Annotated in this window: 20 protein-coding genes and 1 pseudogene; 17 read left to right on the top strand and 4 right to left on the bottom strand. The window is 36.6% G+C overall.

Features of this window, described 5'->3' with window-relative positions; all coding sequences use genetic code 11:
• The first annotated feature begins 221 nt into the window (after positions 1 to 221).
• The 9 genes and pseudogenes from BMX69_RS17445 to BMX69_RS17405 all read left to right on the top strand — a co-directional run bounded on the left by BMX69_RS17445 (position 222) and on the right by BMX69_RS17405 (position 8,998).
• Positions 222 to 626 carry an Rrf2 family transcriptional regulator gene (locus BMX69_RS17445; RefSeq protein WP_100043059.1) on the top strand — a complete coding sequence of 135 codons (405 nt, stop codon included), beginning with the start codon at positions 222 to 224 and terminating at the stop codon, positions 624 to 626.
• Positions 627 to 761: 135 nt separating this feature from the next.
• Positions 762 to 1,703, top strand: a complete 942-nt coding sequence (locus BMX69_RS17440; protein ID WP_100043058.1) for a DMT family transporter — start codon at positions 762 to 764, stop codon at positions 1,701 to 1,703.
• 43 nt (positions 1,704 to 1,746) lie between these two features.
• Positions 1,747 to 2,265 (top strand): nitroreductase family protein, encoded by a 519-nt coding sequence (locus BMX69_RS17435; RefSeq protein ID WP_054790177.1) that lies wholly within the window; start codon positions 1,747 to 1,749, stop codon positions 2,263 to 2,265.
• A gap of 79 nt (positions 2,266 to 2,344) precedes the next feature.
• Positions 2,345 to 2,926: a flavodoxin family protein gene (locus BMX69_RS17430; protein WP_054790178.1), complete on the top strand. Its 582-nt coding sequence runs from the start codon at positions 2,345 to 2,347 to the stop codon at positions 2,924 to 2,926.
• A 124-nt stretch (positions 2,927 to 3,050) separates the two neighbouring features.
• Complete coding sequence (locus BMX69_RS24190) at positions 3,051 to 3,266, top strand: hypothetical protein (RefSeq protein WP_147297070.1); 216 nt, start codon at positions 3,051 to 3,053, stop codon at positions 3,264 to 3,266.
• Positions 3,267 to 3,407: 141 nt separating this feature from the next.
• A pseudogene (locus BMX69_RS17420) lies at positions 3,408 to 5,088 on the top strand (M28 family peptidase).
• Positions 5,089 to 5,123: 35 nt separating this feature from the next.
• Positions 5,124 to 6,332 (top strand): alpha/beta hydrolase family protein, encoded by a 1,209-nt coding sequence (locus BMX69_RS17415; RefSeq protein WP_157724431.1) that lies wholly within the window; start codon positions 5,124 to 5,126, stop codon positions 6,330 to 6,332.
• Positions 6,333 to 6,448: 116 nt separating this feature from the next.
• On the top strand, positions 6,449 to 6,868 hold the full coding sequence (locus BMX69_RS17410; protein ID WP_054790184.1) for a 2-thiouracil desulfurase family protein: 420 nt from the start codon (positions 6,449 to 6,451) through the stop codon (positions 6,866 to 6,868).
• A 78-nt stretch (positions 6,869 to 6,946) separates the two neighbouring features.
• On the top strand, positions 6,947 to 8,998 hold the full coding sequence (locus tag BMX69_RS17405; protein ID WP_100043054.1) for a serine hydrolase domain-containing protein: 2,052 nt from the start codon (positions 6,947 to 6,949) through the stop codon (positions 8,996 to 8,998).
• Between the two features lie 59 nt (positions 8,999 to 9,057).
• Here BMX69_RS17405 and BMX69_RS17400 read toward each other — a convergent pair whose 3' ends face one another.
• The gene (locus tag BMX69_RS17400) at positions 9,058 to 10,119 is read right to left on the bottom strand and encodes a sensor histidine kinase (RefSeq protein WP_100043053.1); all 1,062 of its coding nucleotides are present in this window, start codon (positions 10,117 to 10,119) and stop codon (positions 9,058 to 9,060) included.
• Between the two features lie 3 nt (positions 10,120 to 10,122).
• Entirely contained in the window at positions 10,123 to 10,833 is a 711-nt protein-coding gene (locus BMX69_RS17395) for a response regulator transcription factor (RefSeq protein ID WP_242941286.1), read from the bottom strand.
• A gap of 182 nt (positions 10,834 to 11,015) precedes the next feature.
• On the opposite strand from BMX69_RS17395, the gene BMX69_RS17390 reads away from it, so the two are divergent.
• From BMX69_RS17390 to speD, 7 genes are all read left to right on the top strand, one after another.
• Entirely contained in the window at positions 11,016 to 11,342 is a 327-nt protein-coding gene (locus BMX69_RS17390) for an ArsR/SmtB family transcription factor (protein WP_100043051.1), read from the top strand.
• Between the two features lie 103 nt (positions 11,343 to 11,445).
• The gene (locus BMX69_RS17385; protein WP_100043050.1) at positions 11,446 to 12,000 is read left to right on the top strand and encodes a flavodoxin family protein; all 555 of its coding nucleotides are present in this window, start codon (positions 11,446 to 11,448) and stop codon (positions 11,998 to 12,000) included.
• Between the two features lie 17 nt (positions 12,001 to 12,017).
• On the top strand, positions 12,018 to 12,593 hold the full coding sequence (locus tag BMX69_RS17380) for an NAD(P)H-dependent oxidoreductase (protein ID WP_054790188.1): 576 nt from the start codon (positions 12,018 to 12,020) through the stop codon (positions 12,591 to 12,593).
• 332 nt (positions 12,594 to 12,925) lie between these two features.
• A complete protein-coding gene (locus BMX69_RS17375; RefSeq protein ID WP_100043049.1) occupies positions 12,926 to 13,375 on the top strand; it encodes a MarR family winged helix-turn-helix transcriptional regulator in 450 nt (149 codons plus the stop codon).
• Between the two features lie 60 nt (positions 13,376 to 13,435).
• Positions 13,436 to 14,986, top strand: a complete 1,551-nt coding sequence (locus tag BMX69_RS17370) for an endonuclease MutS2 (RefSeq protein ID WP_054790190.1) — start codon at positions 13,436 to 13,438, stop codon at positions 14,984 to 14,986.
• A gap of 359 nt (positions 14,987 to 15,345) precedes the next feature.
• Entirely contained in the window at positions 15,346 to 16,515 is a 1,170-nt protein-coding gene (locus BMX69_RS17365) for a bis-aminopropyl spermidine synthase family protein (RefSeq protein ID WP_100043048.1), read from the top strand.
• A gap of 33 nt (positions 16,516 to 16,548) precedes the next feature.
• Positions 16,549 to 16,962 (top strand): adenosylmethionine decarboxylase, encoded by a 414-nt coding sequence (gene speD / locus BMX69_RS17360; RefSeq protein WP_100043047.1) that lies wholly within the window; start codon positions 16,549 to 16,551, stop codon positions 16,960 to 16,962.
• Positions 16,963 to 16,984: 22 nt separating this feature from the next.
• Here the strand turns inward: speD and BMX69_RS17355 are convergent, their stop codons facing one another.
• On the bottom strand, positions 16,985 to 17,137 hold the full coding sequence (locus BMX69_RS17355; RefSeq protein ID WP_330387736.1) for a redoxin domain-containing protein: 153 nt from the start codon (positions 17,135 to 17,137) through the stop codon (positions 16,985 to 16,987).
• Positions 17,138 to 17,225: 88 nt separating this feature from the next.
• Positions 17,226 to 19,661: a glycoside hydrolase family 94 protein gene (locus BMX69_RS17350; RefSeq protein WP_100043045.1), complete on the bottom strand. Its 2,436-nt coding sequence runs from the start codon at positions 19,659 to 19,661 to the stop codon at positions 17,226 to 17,228.
• 291 nt (positions 19,662 to 19,952) lie between these two features.
• Between BMX69_RS17350 and BMX69_RS17345 the strand changes: the two genes are divergently transcribed.
• Positions 19,953 to 20,969, top strand: a complete 1,017-nt coding sequence (locus BMX69_RS17345; protein ID WP_025230090.1) for a LacI family DNA-binding transcriptional regulator — start codon at positions 19,953 to 19,955, stop codon at positions 20,967 to 20,969.
• The last annotated feature ends 20 nt before the right edge of the window (positions 20,970 to 20,989 follow it).

Raw genomic sequence — 20,989 nt, 5'->3', positions numbered from 1 at the left:
ATAACTGGATAGGTGCTTATTGAGGTTTACTCCGCCGTCAAGTGCTTTTCGTTCCGATCACTTAAATGCTAAAAGGACTGAGCCCTGTACAATAAAGAATTCAACCCTTAAATAAATCTAATTTAACTTGATGCTAAGTCTAAATTAAAAAACTATTTGACAAAACAATACTTTAAAGCTATTATAGATATATTAAGTCTTTAATGGAGGCGATTCAAGTTATGAAATTTTCGAAAGCTACAAATTATGCTCTTCACACGATGCTTTTTCTTGCAATGGACTCATCTAAAAAGTTTGTTGGCGTACAGGATTTAGCAGAGAAACAACATGTTTCTCCGACGTATCTGTCTAAAATATTAACTAAGTTGGCTAAGGAAGGTATGATTAATTCTTCTTCAGGTGCCAACGGGGGTTATTCGCTTAGTCAAAATTGGGAAGATATTTCATTCTTGGACATTATACATGCTATTGAAGGTAAATCAACTTTATTTGATTGCTGCTTAGATTCTCCGTCTGAATGTGTTATAAAAAAAATAATGCTTTCAGCAGAGGATAAAATGGAGGAAGAGTTAAAGAATCAGAAAATATCAGATCTAGTTAAGAAGAAAATACCTGTGGATTTATAATCCACTCTTATTTTTTTGCTAATTACGGATATTAGAAGTCTTTTATAACTCTAATTAAAGATTTAATCTACTTACAGTATTAGTGGGAAAGTATATTCAACTACCCCTATATAACTAAAAAAGGGAGGAAAACTTATGCAAATCATGCTTTACTTAATTATCGGGATAATTATCGGAATGTTTTTCCCTATTCAGGCGTCTATAAGTTCTCGTTTAAGCTCTTATTCAAAAACACCTTTAACAGCCTCGTTTATCGCATTTTCTTTAGGCACGATTATACTATTCATTATAAATTTAATAGTAGATCCTGCAGGAATCAGTGTTGGTATTGATTTTTCATATCCATTGTATGTTTTTATTGGTGGAGCAATAACTGGCGTTGGATTTAATGTGGCTAATATCATTCTATTTTCAAAACTTGGGGCTTCAGTTACAACTATAATAACTGTAACTGGGCAAATGGTTGTAGGAATACTAATTGATCACTTTGGCTGGTTTGGTGTACCGGCGAATCCTATTAGTATTACTAGAACAATCGGTACTATTATTATGATTTTAGCTATTTCATTGGTTCAGCCTAAAAAGAAAGGAAATTTAATTACGATCACAGAAGAGGAGAAAAAGAACAGTAAAATCACCTGGTTAGTCTTAGGAGTTTTAGCTGGTTTTTTACCACCATTACAAACCGCAATTAATGGAAAGCTTCGTGTTGCAACAGGTTCAATTTTAGGAGCTACTTTTATTTCTTTTTTCGTTGGCGCCATTATCTTACTTATTTTGTTATTGATCACTCAACGGCGAATAGAGTTTCCATTGTATGACACTCAAAAAAATCGTATTCCTATTTGGGTCTATATAGGAGGTATATTTGGAATATTTATTCTAACAGGTAACATAATCATATTACCAGTCCTTGGATCGGTTTTAACTACTATGATTTTTATACTAGGACAAATGATTATGGCATTGACAATCGATCAGTTTGGAATGTTTAATTTACAAAAAAGGAAAATTGATAGTAGAAGAATTGCCGCTCTGGTATTGACTATTATTGGAATAATGTTTGTTAAGTTCTAGTAATCTTTACGATAGAAAATGAAATGAATGGGGAGGTAGAACTATGGAGTTTTTAAAATTGGCAAAGGACAGATATTCTGTTCGTAAGTTTTGTGACAAAAAAGTAGAAAAGGAAAAATTGGATTTGATTTTGGAAGTAGGTAGAGTTGCTCCGACGGCTGTAAATTATCAGCCGCAGCGTATTTTTGTGCTGGATACTGAGGAGGCTTTGAGTAAACTAAAAGCCTGTACTACATACCACTTCCATGCACCCTTAGCTCTGTTGATTTGCTATGATAAAACCGTCAGTTGGAAGAGATCATATGACGGTAAAGATATGGGAGAAGTTGACGTAAGCATTGTAGCTACTCATATGATGCTTGAAGTCACCAATTTAGGATTAGGTAGCACCTGGGTAGGACATTTTGATCCTCAGAAGATAGAGGAAGTCTTTGAGTTGCCTGAAAACATTATTCCAGTTGCACTTTTACCAATTGGCTATCCTGACGAAACGAGCGTTCCTCATCCAAACCATAATAAACGTTTCGATATAGGTGTAACAGTGTTTTCTTGTGTAGATTAGTGATAGTTTTAGATTTGAACCGGACTGTCAGATGGAAAAAATCCATTAAACAAAAATTAACTTTAAAGGAGAATAAGTGATGGGGAAAAAAATTCTTGTTATCACCGGTAGCCCGCGAAAAAAGGGAAACAGCTTTGCCATGACTGACGCTTTTGTCAAGGCCGCAGAAGCTAAGGGTCATATAGTAAAACGATTTGACGCGGCGTTTATGAATGTAGGTGGGTGCCGTGCATGTGATACATGCTTTAAAACAGGCAAGGCATGTAGTTTCGATGATGATTTTAACACAATAGCTCCGGAAATTGAGGCGGCGGATGCCATTGTATTCACTTCTCCGTTATATTGGTACACGTTCAGTGCCCAGATCAAGGCTATCATGGATAAATTCTATGCGTTTATGAAAGTAGACAAAGAGATTATAGGAGAGAAGCATGGGTTCGCAGGTAAGGATATTGGAGGTAAGGTGTACGGCTTGATATCCTGTTGTGAAGAAAATGATGTATCCGTGATGGACGGCATTTGTTTTTCTTATAAACGCACTGTTGCAATGCTGAAAGGAAAGTCTGTTGGCGAAGTGCTAATTCCGAACGTATGGGATGTAAATGATATTCATAAAACAGACGGCATCGAACAGGCTAAAGCTCTGGCAGAGAAATTTTAATGTACGCTTGTGTTCGTAGAACATAATTTAAATAATTAATTAAGAGAAGATATAGCGGAATATATTACTGACATCTCCATTAGAATTGCACCTTGACATTAACACCTTTAATTTAGATCATATAATGATTGAAACTGACGATCCTGAGAAATGGGCTAAAGAGTTTTCAGAAGCTTTTGAACTTCCATATGCATGGCCATTTTCTGAAGGAAAGGACTATTCAAGTGTAGGAATTAATTTTGGGCAAATTATCATAGAGTTTATTAGGTTAAGTAAAGAGCTAGTTATATCAAATGATAATTCATTGAATTTTGAAATATGTATAGTAAACCAGAAATAAAAATATTATCATCTGGATTATTAAGAGTTTTATGATTTTGCAGAGCGTCTTAAAACGCGCTTGTTTGTTTAAGTGCAATGCCATGTAATGAATCATTTTAAGTAACATTACATTGTATGCAGAAGATTAGAGGAAGTTGAAATGTACACAGTTTGGAAATCATTAAAAAATAAAAAGATCCCAGTTTTTCTGATGATTATTGTTTTTACGGTTGGTATTCTGGTAGGACTCCAGCAAATGAAGCCACCAGTTCTACCATCTGAATCAGATACTGATTATACAGCTTATAAACAGATGCTTGACAATTTAAAAGAAATGACAGTAGTGCCGCATCCAGCCGGTTCAAAAGAACTTGAATCAGTGCGCATACATATTTTGGCGCAAATCTGTGAAATGGGATTGGAGCCAATTGTTGAAACTGAGGTTTACACAATTGATGATATCGCATCAGGGTTGAGTGATGAGCCGGGCGAAGAAAATGAAATAAAAGACTATATTCGGAATGAAGCTCATTTTAATGAAAACGATGAATTGATATTAAAAAATATTTTAGTTAAATTGGATGCGCCAAATACTGACAGAGGCATATTGATGATGGCTCACTACGATACTGAAAAGGGTACACCTGGTGCAGGAGATGATATGATTTCTGTATGCGCTTTGCTTGAGGCTATGCGTGAACAATCAAAAAATAATAATCTGAAAAATGATATCTATTGATGGCGAAGAATTAGGGGCATTTGGTTCTAAAGCCTTTGTTGAATCTCATCCAGAAATGAAAGAGTCTATTGATCTTGTTATTAACGTAGATGGTCGGGGTAATCGTGGAGGAGTGCTTATGTTTGAGTCTTCTGCTTATAATTATGAGCTCATGCGATATTTTAAACTGGCAAATTCCCGTCCTTTGGCTTTTTCGTTTACAACTTCTCTGTATCGTAAAATGCCGAATATTACTGATATGACAAATTTTTTAAATGCTGGGTATTCTGGACTTAATTTCACAGTGGCAGAAGGCGTTGAGAATTATGGTGCAATGTCAGACAATTATGAGAACTTCAACCCTGGAACAGCCTATAATTATCTGAGAACTGTTCGGGAAATAGCTGATTATAGTGCTAAAGAGCAATTTCAGGACAACAGTTCAAAACAAGATGGTGTTTATTTTCCATTTATGCCTGGCCATTTAGTGTTAATGAGTAATGCTGTGGCATATATCCTATCAGGATTTGTTGTTTTGGCTGCTATGCTATGGCTCATTTTACAGAGCAGGCGTGGCAGGGTCCGATTCAGGGGAATAGTCATTAGCACTGGCCAGCTGATCGGAACAATAGCTGTTATGACATTACTGAGTTGGTGTATTGCATCATTGGCAACGCAGATAATGCATTTAGGAGAATCAAGCAATACTGAAACGCTTTTCCTTTGCCAAACCCTGGTGCTTACCTTTGGTACTCTGGGCATATCTTTCTTCCGGATGCGTAAACAATCACTAACCGAAGCACTTGCAGGTTTACTGCCGCTTCTAATGCTGCTGATTATCGGAACCACTGTTTTCTTTATTTCGATTAGTTATCTATTCACATTACCAACGTTGGGACTCCTGCTTGTAGCAATTTTAGAGCGGTACAATATTGGCCGTTTAATAGCGGCTACTGTGCTCGGTGTTGGAATATTACTTTTGTATGTACCAGTATGCTGGTTAATATATGTGTCATTTTTGTTGCCCATAACTCCTGTGGTTACGGCCTTGAGCATACTGCCGATTTCCATTGTTGCAGCATTTTTTTCAACGAAATATGTTACTTCTCCACCTGTGAATTAAATATCAAAACTATCCCATGCAAAAGAAGAGAGGAGATGAATTTTATTAAAACAATTAAAAAAATTGTGATTAGTATAATTGGGGTTATACTGCTGTTAGTAATAGCTATTCATTTGTTTTTGCCAGTGGTAGATTTACCTAGTCCAAAGGGAAAATATCAAGTAGGTACTCAATTATTTAGCTTCACTGATTATTCTCGAAAAGAAATTTATGCGAGCTCGAATATACAGAGAATGCTTTCCGTACAAGTATGGTACCCTACAGAGGAAAAGTTTTGTAGAGATAAACAACCAGAACATTATATGGAAAAAGAGAGTTGTAAAAATTTTGAAAGAGTTTTAGGTATCCCATATTTGCTTAGACACCTTGCCTCCGTAAAGACTAACAGCTATAAGGAGGTTCCCATTTCTAACCAGGAACCCAAATATCCGGTAATCATTTTTTCTCATGGATATACGGGGCTTATAGAGCAAAATACTGTGCAAATGGAAGCATTAGCAAGCAATGGCTACATAGTCTTCAGTATTGCTCATACCTATGAAGCGGCAGATAGTAGATTTCCTGATGGGGTAAGCATTCCATTCAGTGAAGAACAAACGAATAAGTTAGATGCTGATTGGGATAAATACTCTTATCTTGAAGGAGCTTCTAATTATGAGTATTACAAACAAACGCTTGACGAAAAGGGAGCAGTTTTTGAAAGTCTAAATGTTTGGCGTGATGATACCATTTTTGTTGCAAATCAAATAGAGAAACTTAATACAGGTGAAATCATGAGCCGTTTTAAAGATAAATTGGATGTAAGCAATATGGGCGTTTTTGGACATTCTTTTGGAGGAGCAACAGCTGGTCAAGTCTGTGCAGCGGATAACCGTTTCAAGGCAGGAATAAATATGGATGGCTCACCATTTCTTATCTATCATAATCTATCACAGCCTTTCATGCTTATGACATCTTCAGAAAGTAAAAAATCTTTAATAGAGGGGTATCATCCAAAGCAGAAGATGTTAATTGTGTCAGTGAATAATGCTGAGCATAATGATTTCACTGATATGACTTTCTTACTTCCTGGAGTAAAACGAATAGGATCTGATATTTTAGGTAAAATCGATGGTGATAAACAAGAAGATATCATGAACGAATATATACTATCATTTTTTAATAAGTATCTTAAAGGAATAGAAGAGCCTTTAATTGATAATATGAGAGACAAATATCCAGAGGTAACAATGGAACTGAGGTAAATAGTGTTTTTTGTACAGGCATTTCTGTCTAGGAATGCCTTTTTTATATACAGTAGAGCCAAATAATAGCTTGTATGTCTAAAGTTTCAAATTTGTCACAAGAGAGAAGGGATTAGATGAAAGTATTGGTTAGTGCTTGCATTTTAGGACGCAACTACAAATATAATGGTGGGAACAATTTAAACCCAAAAGTTATGGAGTTTTTAAAGAATAAAGAAATAATTGAAATTTGTCCTGAGATCTTGGCAGGAATGAATATCCCAAGAGCTACTGCTGAGATAGTAAATGGATGTGTTACTGAGATTAATGGTAAAAATGTCCATAATGAATATACAAGAGCCGTCGAATTAGCACTTGAGATGATTAAAAGTGAAAATATTGATTTAGCGATTCTGCAATCAAGAAGCCCTACATGTGGAGTTAACAAAATATATAATGGGTGTTTTAATGGAATTTTGGTTCAAGGAAATGGACTCTTTGCAAAGGCTTTAATTGATAGAGGAATTAAAGTGCTTGACTCAGATGATTTTTCTTGAATTTTACTTTCGCGTTACGTTATTTTTATTTTCACTCTTTATGATAAACATAATCAAAATAAGAAGAGGAGTGAAGAAATGAAAAGAATAGTTTCAATGATATTGGCAGTTGCAATGGTAGCAGTATTTGTTATTGGTTGTGCAGAGACGTCTCCAAATAGTTTCAAAGAAGAGGCAGATAAGATAGCTTCTGTTATGGTTTCTGATTATGGGGCTACAAGTATTCAGTATGCGCTAATTGACAACGGTAAGATTTTTTTGTCAGGAAATAACGGGGTGTATTCAAAGGATAATAATACTCCTATTACAAATCAAACGATGTACGGCATTGCTTCTTTAAGTAAGATGTATGTTTCAGCAGCAACAATGATGCTTGTGGATTGGGGTAAAATTGACCTTGATAATCCACTTACGGAATATATACCAGAATTTAAAATGTCAGACGAAAGATATAAAAAAATAACACCAAGAATGTTACTAAATCATTCATCGGGACTTTATGGATCTCATTATCACAATGCAACATCATTTAATGTAAAAGATACATCAGTTCAAGATAATTTGTTATTAACTCTCCAAGATGAAAAGCTACACTCTACCCCCGGGGAATTTTCAGTATATTGTAATGATGGTTTTCAGTTGCTTGAAATCTTGGTAGAACGTGTTAGCAAAATAAGTTACTCCGAGTTTTTAGATCAATATATTAGTCAGCCATTGAATTTGGAAAACACGAAAACACCTCTCGATGAATTCGATAGAGAAAAGCTTGTAAAGTTATATAATCCAATGTTCGAAAAGGAACTCCCAACCATGAACATAAATTTACTGGGGACCGGCGGATTATATTCAACAGCGGAAGAAATATGCAGATTTTCAGAAGTCTTAATGGGTAAGAAAGAATCGATATTATCAAAGGAATCAGCTGCAATTATGCAAAGCGAAGAATATAAAAAAGGCATTTGGGTATCTGATGATCAAAACATTACTGGATATGGACTTGGATGGGATTCAACTAATTTATGGCCTTTTAGCGATTATAACATAAAAGCTGTAGCAAAAGGCGGTGACGGTTCTTATCATTCCAGCTTAGTCGCTTTACCAGAACATAACATTGCAATGGCTGTTGTTTCTTCAGGAGGCTCTTCCCTTTACAATCAGATTTTAGCCTCCAACATTCTATTGAAAGTGTTAAAGGATAAAGGTGTAATTGAAGAAATTAAGCCAAATCTAACATTTACAACGCCAGTTCCTGTTGAAATACCTAAGGAATTATTGAAATACTCAGGGATTTACGGTGTCGGTACGATTGCTGGAAGAACATATGAAATAGAATTTGAAAATAATGGTTTCACGATACCAGAAGGTTTCGATGGAATGGTACCTGCTCAGAAGTTCATTTATGTAGGTAACATGGAATTTAAAAATGAAAGTGGGACAGCAACAGCAACTTTTAGAGAGGCGAAAAACAAAGAGACTTATTTGCAAGTGAAAGAATGCATGGATTTTCCCGGCCTGGGACAAGTAATTAGTACAGATTTCCAAAGTGTGAAATTGCCTCAGAATACCCTTGAGCAGGATGTATTAAAGGCATGGGAGCTAAGAGATGGTAAAAAATATTTTGCGCTATTAGAAAAACCTAATTCTGATATGTATTTAACGCCTATATCCATGATTAACAAAATTGTTTTCGATGCAAAAAATGGATATGTACAAGGTTGCAAAGTTATTGATAAAAACAATGCAATTAGCGTTGTCGAAATACCGGTAATGAATGGAAGGGACTTAACAGATTTATGTTTTTATCAAGAAAATGGTATTGAATATCTTAAAACAATAGATATGACTTATATCAATGAAGACTTTGTAAAACCACTTGAAGGTACAAAATCACAAACAGTATCTATTGAAGCAAATGGTCACTCAAAGTGGTTTAAAATAGATGAGAAGAGCAAACATAAAAATATGGAAGTAACAGGTCCGAAAGACACTGTTTTTGCAATATACAACGAAAAGGATGAATGCGTGAACCTATCAACAATAAGTGGTGTTAACACTTGGAAACTTCCCGAAAATGGAATGGTTGTTTTTTCCGGAAAACCAAATGATATTTTTAATATAACATTAAAGTAATAAAAATACATACCATACTTGCTAAGGATATAGTAAATCCTTAAGGAGTATGGTATGTATTATTTTGGGAATGATATGGTAATTCTCGTTACGTTGTTTTTTGCTGTATCAACAGTGATGAACCCCTTATGTGATAATATAATATTTCTCACAACAGCTAGCCCATGTCCGTTATTTATTGCAATATCTGTTTTTGTAAGAGCGTCAGCATTCTTCTGGCCAATCCCTTCCCCGCTATCAGAAATTGTAATCATTATAAATTGATCATCCGATTTTAAAGACACACAGATTGTGCATGGAGGATTGTGCTTCACTGCATTCGTAAGCAAGTTTTGGCAAGCCCGGTATAAAAGTTGTTTATCTGCAAAAATTTCTGTTTTATCATCTTCAAAATCAAAGCAGAAATCATAGTTTTTTGTATTTGGTTGGTTTGCGATATCAATCATCATTTTTTGCAGGAATGGGACAAGAGGAAATGTTTCTGGTGATATTGGCATAATGGGGTCTTCACTATGCTTAATATCAGTAAATACCTGTAAGTTGCTCATTAATTGCTCCATATACTTGCCTTTTGAGTATATTTCTTCCAGAAACTTTTTCTTTTCCTCCTCTTTCCAATCATAATCTTCCTTTGCTAGTAAAGTAGAGTATCCAAGAATGTAGGATAAAGGAGTTTTTAAATCATGAGATATTCCCCGAATCCATTCTTTTTTTGCCTGTTCTAAATATACTTGATCCTTTTTGGCTTTCTCAAGAAGGGCAGATAAATTTGTAATATCACTGATTAGCTCCGTATACAGAAAATACCGCGCCTTAAGCCGCCCATGTTTTGTATAAAGCTTGTCGCTTAATACCGTTATATCGTACATGTCATTGGATAACTGAGCAATCATGTGAAGCATGGATAATAAAGGATTTATAAAGTAAAAGCTAAATAATGTTCCGCCGCTTACAATTGATAATAACAATACAAGAAGGAAAACTATAAGATTGTTTTCAGCATTAACGCCATTCATTGGTAGTATAGTCTCAAATATTATGACCATGACAGCACCCATATAGATGATAAAACCAAGTAAACCTATGGTGAAAAAAGAAAGAAAGCGGATTTTTATTTTCATTTATTATACCTTTTTAGGAGGAACAAATTTATATCCAAGTCCTCTTAAATTCAAAATAATGGAAGGGTTTTTTGCATCATCGCCCAGTTTTTTTCGTAGCTTAGAAATATGCATTGTCACTGTCTTTTCCTCTCCATACCCAAGGGCTTCCCATACTGCTTCATAAATCTGCGCCGATGTGAAAACATAATTTGGGTGTTTGCAGAAAAAGCAAAGCAATTCAAATTCTTTTGCTGTACATTCTACCAAGTTCCCTTCTAACATTAATGTTGCGTTGTCCAAATTAACCTGAAATAAACCATAGTCAAAGTGGTTGATCTTAGCAGCGCTTTCAGCATATTGTGTTTGTCGACGCAAAATTGCCTTAATCCTTGCGGTCACCTCCAATGGATTAAAGGGCTTTGTTATATAATCATCTCCGCCCAAAGCAAGGCCTGTTACTTTGTCTAAATCTCCTGCACAGGCAGTGAGGAAAATAATAGGGGCAAAAGAAAACTGGCGAATTTGTGAACAAAGCTCAAACCCTGAAAGGTCAGGCAGCATTACATCTAAAACCAATAAATCAAAATTTGTATTTTTAACTAAATTTAAGGCCTCTTTTGCAGTGTAAGCACAAGTTATATCGGTAAAACGCTCTTTTTTCAGTGTGATTTTCAGCATATCTAAGAGACCTGCTTCGTCATCAACCAGTAAAATTTTTTTATTGTGATACATGGACATTTAACCTCTTTTTTTTTATAGATTATAGCATAGCAAAGCAGTCATTTACAACAGACTATTCCGGAGCTCGTCCAGCTGAACAGCCATATCCAGCTTTGACTTTTTTTATTTTATATCAATAAAAATTGTTGACAAATGCATAAGTGTGCATATATAATGTTATCTAGGTGATAAATATGAATAATAATGATTTAATTTTAGAATGTACCAGAGAAATAGAAGAAAGCATTGATTTTGAATTTTTTAAGACTTTGTTTGATCCGGTACGATGTGATATTATGAAATACTTGGCTATAAATGGCACTAAAAATATCAAAGATATCTCTGATAATTTCACACAGCATCGTTCCGTTATTTCAAGGCACTTGGATTTAATGTACAGATATGAGATAGTTAATAAGATAAAAGAAAATAGGAATGTTTTTTATGAATTGAACGATAAATATATTCTTGAAAAATTCGAATTAACAGCAAGCAATTTAAAAAAATTAATACAGCAATGAAATTTAAAAAGGCAAGATTGCCTTTTTAAAAAAGCTATAATGTGCATATGTGTGCACTAAAGTATCATATTGTCACCAAGTTAAATGAAAGGAAGGAATAAATATGAACATACTTTCCGTTTTAGCAAGCCCACGAGATAAAGGCAATACAGCTATTTTATTGAAAGAATATTTAAAAGGTGCAGAGGATTTAAACCCTTCACCACAAGTAGAAACAATTTTTCTCCAATCAAAAAACATACAGTATTGTACAGGTTGCAACACCTGCCAGAAAAGCAGTAAAAGTCCGTGCGTATTAAAGGATGATATGCAGAATATTTATGAAAGTGTTGAAAAAGCTGATGTTTTAGTTTTTGCTACCCCCGTTTATGTTTTTAATATGACTGGACAGTTAAAAACTTTTTTAGACCGGCTGCATGCAGTGGATTATAATACTTTATTAAATAAAAAAATTGTATTGTTAACTACCTATGGAGATAGCAATGAATTCAATGCGGGGGTCCCCAATATCGTTCAATCCATCGCTATGCTTTCCCAATATCTTGGGATGAAGTTTATACAAAACCTTAATGTGAGCACATATGAGGTAGAGGTTTCTAAAAATGAGCAATCTAAAAAAGCTGCCTATATATTAGGGACAGAAATTATAAAATATTAATTGAGAGGTGTTTTAAGATGGTAACAATTGTATTCGCTCATCCATGGTACGGAAGTTTTAATAAGGCTATACTGGATACGGTAATAAGTGTCTTAGTGAAAGAGAAAAAGGAATATAAGGTAATTGACTTAAATAAAGAGAATTTTAACCCTGTTATGACCGAAGAGGAATTGGCTTTGTATTCAAAAGGACAACATAAGGACCCTTTAGTAACAAAATATCAAAGCATGTTAAGAAAAACAGATGAAATTATTTTTATATTTCCCCTTTGGTGGTTCGATACACCTGCAATCCTTAAAGGTTTCTTCGATAAAGTTATGTTGAAAAATTTCGCATATATAGAAACAAGCACAGGTTTAAAGGGGCAATTAACCAATATTAAATCTGCCAAAGTGATAACAACAGGCCAATCTCCTCGTTGGTATTTAAAATTTATTGCCGGTAATCTAATTCAGAAAACATTTATCAATACTACATTAAAAGGCATAGGAATTACAAATGCTAAGTGGATCTACTGCGGGGATGTTTCTAAAGGAGCTCAGGAGAAGCGGGAGAAATTTCTACAAAAGTTGGCGAATTCAGTATTGAAATAAAATTATATATAGAAGAAAATTCATGGTGTTAAGATATATGTAAAAGAAACAAGGCATGTAGAGATATGTGCCTTGTTTTTTATGATAAGCATAGTTCATCATGAGCAAGAAGCACAGTCGGTAAAACTGAAAACAGAATAGGAGATAACCTGTGGAGATCTAAATATTCTGCACGGAAACATGAAATAACAGCTTAAAGGTTTCTTCGATAAAGTACACCCTCTTTTTTAAAACTGGAAAAAAATTATTACTTTCCTCTGCTTGACAATAAATAAAAAAATGTTATAATATAATCGAGTACGAGTTCGGACTCAATGAGAAAGAGGTGACATATGCCAGATAGATTAATAGAAAATCTAGGACAAATTGATCAATTATATCAGAGTTACAATGCACTGTATCAGGAAATTGCTGGATATTTTAGTATTTCCTACAGTGGGATGTTAATTTTATATGCTCTGGGGTCTAAGCAGCCATACACACAAAAAGAACTGGGTGAAGCATTATTTTTACCTAAGCAAACAGTGCATTCCTCAATCAATGCATTTATAAAATCAGGGCTAGTTATCAGTAAACCCTCTGAAAAGAATCAGCGAATCAAGGAAATTTTTTTAACACCGGAGGGGGAAGAACTGGCAAACAAAACGGTACGTCTTCTTCTTGCAGCAGAGCAATCAGCGGCTGCGCAACTAACTGAGGAAGAAATGACTACCTTGTTTAGATTGACACAAAAACATCTGAACTTGTTACAAAAAGAAATTAATCAGGCATTTAATCTATAACGTCGCCCAAGTAGAGTGTGGAATTCTAATGGGCGGGTGAAACTTTGAAAGGAAAGCATCATGAAACGCACGTTAGAAACCATAGGGTTCGAAGAAGTAAGAAGAACGCTTATAGAATTGGCTCGAACCCCACAGGCAAAAGAGAAAATAGTAAATATGACTTATTATGCCACAGAAGAAGAATTGAACCAGCATTTAGAAGATACAACCAAAGCTCGGCATATGCTAGATATAGTCGGAAATCCACCAATTCCTTCAATAGATATAGTAGAAAAACTATTAGATAGATTCAACTCAGGAGCATTGGTTGAACCAGAAGAGTTACAACTAATGGGAGATTTCTTAAGAGGGGTACGGCAACTAATAGAATATCTAACTAAAGACACAGAAAACGGACTGTCTGATTATCGAGAGTCTTTCGTATACCCAGAAGAAGTTTATGAAGAAATAGACCGTTGTATCAGAAGTGGTAAAATCGTCGACGAAGCTTCAAGCAAGTTGGCAAAACTTCGTAAAAAGCTAAAGAAAATCAAACCGGAACTTAAGAACAAGGCTCAGGCAACACTGAACAGCAACAGGAAGTATATGTCAGAAGATTTTGTGGTATCTCGAGATGGCAGATGGTGTGTACCAGTGAAAAAAGAGCATCAACATAGAATCCCCGGAACAGCAATGACCAAGTCCTCTACAGGCTCAACGGTGTTTATTGAGCCAGCCAGTGTTACGAAACTACAAGAAGAGTACTACGAAATTAAAATGGCACAGTATCAAGAAGAAGCTGTAATTATAACTGCCTTAATGGAAGCAGTTTTAGCATATCACACTCCAATATTGAAAAATATAGAGATAATCATTACTCTAGATTTTATATTTGCCAAAGGAAAACTGAGTCAGCAGATGGGTGGAACAGAGCCTTCTATAAATCATAACCGAAGCATTCATATACAGCATGGAAGGCACCCATCACTTAACCCTAAGATTGCTGTTCCACTAGACTTCTCCATTGGTGGAGAGATTCAAGGTGTTGTGGTGACTGGTCCAAATACTGGTGGAAAAACAGTGTCTATTAAAACAGTAGCAATCATCAGCGTAATGGCTAACCTAGGACTACATGTGCCTGCCCAAATGGCAGATGTTGGATTTCATATTGATGTGCTCTGTGACATTGGAGATGGACAAAGTATTGAGAACAATCTCTCAACCTTCTCCGCCCATATTACGAATGTAATGGAAATCATTAATACGCTCAACGAAAACACCTTGGTGGTCTTGGACGAACTTGGCTCTGGTACCGATCCAACAGAAGGCGTGGGTATCGCCATCGCTATTTTAGAAGAACTTCGAATTAGGGGCTGTCTGTTCCTTGTAACAACCCATTACTCAGAGGTGAAAGTCTATGCCTCTCGCCATAAGGAAATTATGAATGCCCGTATGGCTTTTGATAGAGAAAACCTACAGCCACGCTATAAACTGGAACAAGGTAAAGCTGGTGAAAGCTGTGCACTTTATATCGCGAAACGTTTGGGAGTACCAGCTCGTATGTTAGCGATGGCAGCTAAAGAAGCTTACGGGCAGTTATTGCCTGAAATTCGTGAAGAATTGGGACTTTAAAAACAGAAAACCGGGTGCAGAGTGCATCCGGTTTCAACAAATATGACATGATATGATGATGAGTATTTTACAGAAGTAAGACAATATGGATATCATTAAACCTTACAATATATTAAAATAATCAGTGCTGATTAGGGTTGTTTTATATTAAATATAACTTATTGGAGTTCAATGTTGAGCACTATTTTGGTATATAATGTAAAAGGTAAAAGGTTATAGTGACTTCGTGTTGCTATGACCTTTTTATTTTTGTTCATGTCTTTATTTAATTCAAATATTAGTATAGATATAATCAGTATTTTAGTTTTTACATTCTATTCAATGAAATTTAAATTCATAAATATGGAGGATAATAAACAATGATTAATTATATAGAAGAAGTAAACAAGAATGTAAATATAGAAGAAGGTAAAAAGACCTTAGAGAACATATTAATAACAATATACCTTAAAGGCGGAATTTCCACCAAAGAATTAGCAAGAAATAGTCTCCTACCTATTCCCTTGGTTGCAGCTATAAAAAAAGAATTTATTAAAAAAGGACTGGTTATTCAAGACCGGGGAACAAGGCTTACAATAAAGGGGAGACATTTTATAGAAGAAGGATTAGGGTTCAAAAAAATAAATAGTGATTTATATATGAGACTATTAATGGAACCTTGGAAGGAACATAGAGAAATTATTGAAATAAAAGAGGAACTGCAGGAAGTCTTTGACAATCGTCCTAAGGTAGATGTCACCATAGATCAGTCAAAGTCAAGCATAGATACATCTTTAAAAAGAGCAATATTGTCTCTTAAAAATCATGACTTGGTAGGAAAAAGAATTTTGTGTTTAGGAGATGATGATTTAGTAAGCATAGCTTTAGGTTTTTTGTTAAAAAAACTTTTTAATAATACTACTCAACATACTACTAAAATTACTGTAATGGATATTGATAAAAGAATTATAGACTATATAAGCAATATAGCTATAAAAGAATCTCTTTCAATTAAGTGTGAGTATATAGATTTAAGAACGCCATTAGCGGATAATTTTAAAAACCAATTTGATTGTTTTTTTACAGATCCACCTTACACTTTTGAAGGAATGAATCTGTTTCTTTCAAGAGGGATAGAAGCCTTAAGACGCTGTAGTGGGCTCACAATTTATTTTTCTTATGCACATAAGTTCCCAGATTTTCAATTAACTATGCAGAGGTATTTTTTAAGCATGGGACTTTTAGTTTCAGAGATAATAGCTAGGTTTAATACTTATGAAGGGGCTAGTATAATTGGGAACACAGGGCAAATGATCGTTCTTAAGACTACTAGTTTAACTAATGCGTTAATAAAAGCCCCTTATAAAGGAGTTTTGTATACTGGGGAACTTAAGGAAACAGTACGCTCTTATAGATGTAAGCAATGTGGTGAAATTATAAAGGTAGGGCGCTCAGAAAAGCTTGATAATATAGAGATGCTAAAATCAAAGGGATGTTATAAATGTAATAGTCAAGTATTTGAGTTAATTCAGAGAGAAAATAGGAATTAGTTAAATATAGAATAAACATTAAAAAGGAAAGTTATGATTAAATTAGAACAATTAGGAGAACATATTTTAATTGAATACTATGATTGTGATAGTGAAGTATTAAAAAATACAAAACTAATAGAGAAATATATGATAGAGGCTGCTAAAGTGGCTCAAGCTACAATAGTAGAAAGCGTATTTCATACATTTAGCCCTTGGGGAGTTAGTGGGGTTGTCGTTATTGAAGAATCACATTTAACTATTCATACTTGGCCAGAATATAAATATGCAGCTGTAGATTTATTTACTTGTGGGAATACAATAAAGCCTTGGGCAGCTGTTAAGTTTTTAGAAGAAAAGTTGAAAGCAGAAAGAGCTGATTTAGCAGAGATATCTAGGGGAATAGTAGGCCGGATTTTAAAAGACAACAAGAAACATTTGTCTTATGATTCAACTAAGAGGAGGTAGCTGATATATAATCAGCTACCTCTTACTCGATTGTCTTATCTTTCGAGATATATTTTCCAACTATATGCAATGTGAAATCGCCTGGGTGAGAAAATAAAATAACCCATTGTCCTTTGAAATCGGACAGCTTAAGCGGTCCGAATGTTGTCATAGCAGTAAAATCAGGGGCTTGCATGCCAATGTTAACGTTCATAACTGATCCTTGAAATTAGCTCATGTTATTATATGACAATATCAATGAGGTGTTTCGAGATTATTATCGCTTATTCCCAAGTAAGGGAAATGTGGTATTCCTTTTTCCCCTCCACATAAGGGATTTCCGTTCCTTCCACAGGTTTCCCATCCACCAGCATGGAACGGGTTCCATGATCACTCTCTTTGGTATGATCCACATGGATATAATAATCCGCTCCCCGGAATTTCCGGACGGCGGAAAATTCCCCGATGGAATCCGGCAGGCATGGGTCTACGATTAACCCGTTGAAACCAGGACGGATCCCTAAGATATACTGGGAAATACATGCAAATGACCATGCAGCCGTTCCGGTCAGCCAGCTGTTCTTGGCTTCTCCGAAATGAGCCGCATCCTTACCGGCAATCATCTGTGCATAAACATAAGGTTCTGCTTTATAGGTTTCACTGTTATCTTCCATATAAGCCGGAGAAGTGCGCCGATAGACTTCAAATGCCCGGTTACCCCTTCCGATCATGGTTTCTGCAATGGAGATCCAGGGATTGTTGTGACAGAAAATGCCTGCGTTTTCCTTGTAGCCAGGAGGATAAGAGGAGATCTCTCCAAGGCTTTCCTGGTAACCGGTGTATGCCGGCTGCAGCAGAACGATTCCACAGGCCGTATCCAGTTTCTCTTTTACACTGTCCAAAGCTTTTTTTGCATGGCCTTCTTTAACACCGATACCACCCATGACGCAAAAACCTTGTGGTTCAATAAAGATCTGTCCTTCCCTGCATTCTCTGGATCCCACCTTCTGGCCGAATGCATCATAGGCGCGTAAAAACCAGCTGCCATCCCAGCCATGTTGAATCACGGCATCGTATATTTCCTGTACAGAAATCTCTGCTTCCTCAGCTTCATTTTTTAATCCCATCAAGCGGCAAACTTCAGCGTACTCTTTTCCGTATTTTACAAACAACCCTGCGATCATTAAGGATTCTGCTACTGGTCCTTCCGAGGGGCCGGTGGTTTGAAAGGACTCTCCGGGCTCCGTGGAAAAGCAGTTTAAATTCAGACAGTCATTCCAGTCAGCCCGCCCAATAAGAGGCAGACCATGGGGGCCCAGGTGGGTCCTGGTAAATTGGAAGGACCGCCTCAAATGCTCCATAAGCGGCTGGCTTTTCTCCAGGTCATTATCAAAGGGTACGGATTCCTCTAAAATACTTAAGTCCCCGGTTTCCCTGATATAAGCCGATACACCGGCAATGAGCCACAAAGGATCATCGTTGAATCCGCTTCCGATGTCCATATTCCCCTTTTTTGTAAGAGGCTGATACTGGTGATAGGCGCTTCCATCCTCAAACTGGGTGGAAGCAATGTCGATGATTCGCTCCCTGGCCCTTTCCGGGATCATATGTACGAACCCAAGAAGATCCTGGCAGGAATCCCGAAAACCCATGCCGCGGCCGGTACCTGATTCGTAATAGGAGGCGGAGCGGGACATATTAAAGGTCACCATGCACTGATACTGGTTCCATATATTTACCATGCGGGCTGTTTTCTCATCGGCCATGGTAACGGAGTAGTTGGAAAGCAGCTCTTCCCAGTAATGCTTTAATGCGGCGATAGCCTCATCAACCTGTTGGTCCGTCTGATATTTTGACAGAACAGCCATGGCAGGTTCCTTGTTGATGACATTAGGAGCAGTCCATTTTTGTTCCTTAGGATTCTCGGCATAGCCCAGCACAAAGATGAAACTGGTTTCTTCCCCAGGCTCTAAATGGAGCGTTAAGCGGTGGGAGCCGATGGGAGACCAGCCGCTTGCCATGGAATTCCCTGAGGTGTTATTTTTCACCATAAGCGGCAGCTGGTTGGAGCCATATACACCGACAAATGTGTTTCTGTCCGTATCAAAGCCCTGAATATCTGAATTGACAGAGTAATAAGCATAATGGTTGCGCCGCTCTCTGTACTCTGTCTTGTGATAAATGACCGAGCCTTCCACCTCTACTTCTCCGGTGCTTAAATTCCGCTGAAAATTGGTCATGTCATCCACAGCGTTCCATAAACAGAATTCCACATAGGAGAACAGGGTAAAATCTTTTGATTCTTTGCTTTCGTTTTTCAGGATAACTTTATGGATCTCACAGGTGTCATGTAGCGGTACAAAGGCTGTAACAGTGGCAGATAAGCCACTTTTTATTCCCTGGTAGCGGGTAACTCCCAGTCCGTGCCGGCATTCATAAAAATCCAGGGGTGTCTGGGTGGGCTGCCAACCAGGATTCCAGATGGTACCATTATCATTAATATAATAGTAGTGTCCGTTGCTGTCCAGAGGGACGTTGTTATAGCGGTACCGGGTCAGCCTTAACAGCTTTGCATCTTTATAGAAGCTGTAGCCGCCTCCGGTATTGGAAATTAGGGAGAAGAAATCCTGGCTGCCCAGATAATTGATCCAAGGAAGAGGAGTATCTGGGGTTGTAATAACATACTCTTTTTCCTGATCGTCGAAATATCCATATTTCATAATCGAATAACCCCTTTCTGATTAGGTAATAAATTTACTTAATTCGACATTTTACGAAAACGATTAAGAACAAAATTAGGGAGATATAGGGCCATAATAACTCATTGATTTTTAAATTACAATAGGTATTTATAAAAATTAATTATCTTATATTTGTACATTGGCAATATTGCATAAATAAGATGGAATAAAACTATATAAATTAGATGAAAAAACAAAAATATATTGCTATTTCTTTCAGAAAGGAGTATATTGAGGTTACGAAAACGATTAAGTAAAAGGAAGAGACATATGATTTCAATGAAGGAACTGGCACAGCACTGTGGAGTCTCTGTTGCCACAGTAAGCAAAGCACTTAATGACCAGAGTGACATCGGGGAGAGTACAAAAACCAGGATCAAAGAAGCTGCGGTAGAGCTGGGATATTATCCCAACGCAGCTGCAAGGTCTTTAAAGACAAACAGAAGCTACAACATTGGCGTTTTATTTGTTGATGAGGCCAACAGCGGCCTGACTCATGAGTATTTTGCAGCGGTGCTGGAAGCCTTTAAGGTGGAGGCGGAGAAACAGGGGTATGATATCACGTTTATCAATAGTCAGATAGGAACAAAGAAAGTCTCCTATTATGATCATTGTAAATACAGAAATGTGGACGGCGTTGTAATCGCCTGCGTTAATTTTGATAACCCGGAGGTGATCGACCTTTTGGGAGGCGACATTCCCGTAGTCACCATTGACCATATCCACGAAAACTGTTCCTCGGTTTTGTCCGATAACATTAAGGGAATCCAGTCCCTGATGCAATATATTTATGAGAATGGTCACAGAAAGATTGCATACATCCACGGACAGATTAATACGGCCGTTACAAAGGCAAGACTTACAAGCTTTTACCGGTTTATGGAGAGTCACGATCTTTATATTCCGGACAATTATGTATTGGAAGCAGATTATCTGGATGTCAGCCAGGCGATGGCATACACCAGGGAACTGCTGGACAGAAAGGATCCCCCCACCTGTATTTTATACCCGGATGATACGGCATTAATCGGCGGGTTAAATGAAATACGGTCGAGAAATTTAAAGGTTCCGGAGGATATCTCCATAGCGGGATATGATGGCAACCGGATCTCGCAGCTGTTGAATCCCAAACTGACCACCATACACCAGGATACGGCCGCCATTGGTATGCAGGCCGCTAAAAAATTAATTAGCTCCATCGAAAAGCCCAAGACAACTTTTACAGAACAGATCATTGTGGAAGGAGAGCTGTTAAAAGGGGAATCGGTTGGAAAAGCAACTATATAATGATAGTTCATATCAGAAAA

This window comes from Lacrimispora sphenoides JCM 1415 (genome assembly GCF_900105615.1).
Taxonomy (GTDB): domain Bacteria; phylum Bacillota; class Clostridia; order Lachnospirales; family Lachnospiraceae; genus Lacrimispora; species Lacrimispora sphenoides.
Note: the sequence above shows the minus strand (reverse complement) of the source record. Positions and strands in the feature narration are given on the sequence as shown.

What these genes read in the sequence shown, in the direction of transcription:
- BMX69_RS17415 (WP_157724431.1), top strand. Translation starts at nt 5,124, where the DNA reads ATGAATTTTATTAAAACAATTAAAAAAATTGTGATTAGTATAATTGGG.
- BMX69_RS17375 (WP_100043049.1), top strand. Translation starts at nt 12,926, where the DNA reads ATGCCAGATAGATTAATAGAAAATCTAGGACAAATTGATCAATTATAT.
- BMX69_RS17365 (WP_100043048.1), top strand. Translation starts at nt 15,346, where the DNA reads ATGATTAATTATATAGAAGAAGTAAACAAGAATGTAAATATAGAAGAA.
- BMX69_RS17355 (WP_330387736.1), bottom strand. Translation starts at nt 17,137, where the DNA reads ATGCAAGCCCCTGATTTTACTGCTATGACAACATTCGGACCGCTTAAG.
- BMX69_RS17445 (WP_100043059.1), top strand. Translation starts at nt 222, where the DNA reads ATGAAATTTTCGAAAGCTACAAATTATGCTCTTCACACGATGCTTTTT.
- BMX69_RS17370 (WP_054790190.1), top strand. Translation starts at nt 13,436, where the DNA reads ATGAAACGCACGTTAGAAACCATAGGGTTCGAAGAAGTAAGAAGAACG.
- speD (WP_100043047.1), top strand. Translation starts at nt 16,549, where the DNA reads ATGATTAAATTAGAACAATTAGGAGAACATATTTTAATTGAATACTAT.
- BMX69_RS17440 (WP_100043058.1), top strand. Translation starts at nt 762, where the DNA reads ATGCAAATCATGCTTTACTTAATTATCGGGATAATTATCGGAATGTTT.
- BMX69_RS17430 (WP_054790178.1), top strand. Translation starts at nt 2,345, where the DNA reads ATGGGGAAAAAAATTCTTGTTATCACCGGTAGCCCGCGAAAAAAGGGA.
- BMX69_RS17435 (WP_054790177.1), top strand. Translation starts at nt 1,747, where the DNA reads ATGGAGTTTTTAAAATTGGCAAAGGACAGATATTCTGTTCGTAAGTTT.
- BMX69_RS17400 (WP_100043053.1), bottom strand. Translation starts at nt 10,119, where the DNA reads ATGAAAATAAAAATCCGCTTTCTTTCTTTTTTCACCATAGGTTTACTT.
- BMX69_RS17390 (WP_100043051.1), top strand. Translation starts at nt 11,016, where the DNA reads ATGAATAATAATGATTTAATTTTAGAATGTACCAGAGAAATAGAAGAA.
- BMX69_RS17385 (WP_100043050.1), top strand. Translation starts at nt 11,446, where the DNA reads ATGAACATACTTTCCGTTTTAGCAAGCCCACGAGATAAAGGCAATACA.
- BMX69_RS24190 (WP_147297070.1), top strand. Translation starts at nt 3,051, where the DNA reads ATGATTGAAACTGACGATCCTGAGAAATGGGCTAAAGAGTTTTCAGAA.
- BMX69_RS17405 (WP_100043054.1), top strand. Translation starts at nt 6,947, where the DNA reads ATGAAAAGAATAGTTTCAATGATATTGGCAGTTGCAATGGTAGCAGTA.
- BMX69_RS17350 (WP_100043045.1), bottom strand. Translation starts at nt 19,661, where the DNA reads ATGAAATATGGATATTTCGACGATCAGGAAAAAGAGTATGTTATTACA.
- BMX69_RS17410 (WP_054790184.1), top strand. Translation starts at nt 6,449, where the DNA reads ATGAAAGTATTGGTTAGTGCTTGCATTTTAGGACGCAACTACAAATAT.
- BMX69_RS17380 (WP_054790188.1), top strand. Translation starts at nt 12,018, where the DNA reads ATGGTAACAATTGTATTCGCTCATCCATGGTACGGAAGTTTTAATAAG.
- BMX69_RS17395 (WP_242941286.1), bottom strand. Translation starts at nt 10,833, where the DNA reads ATGTATCACAATAAAAAAATTTTACTGGTTGATGACGAAGCAGGTCTC.
- BMX69_RS17345 (WP_025230090.1), top strand. Translation starts at nt 19,953, where the DNA reads ATGATTTCAATGAAGGAACTGGCACAGCACTGTGGAGTCTCTGTTGCC.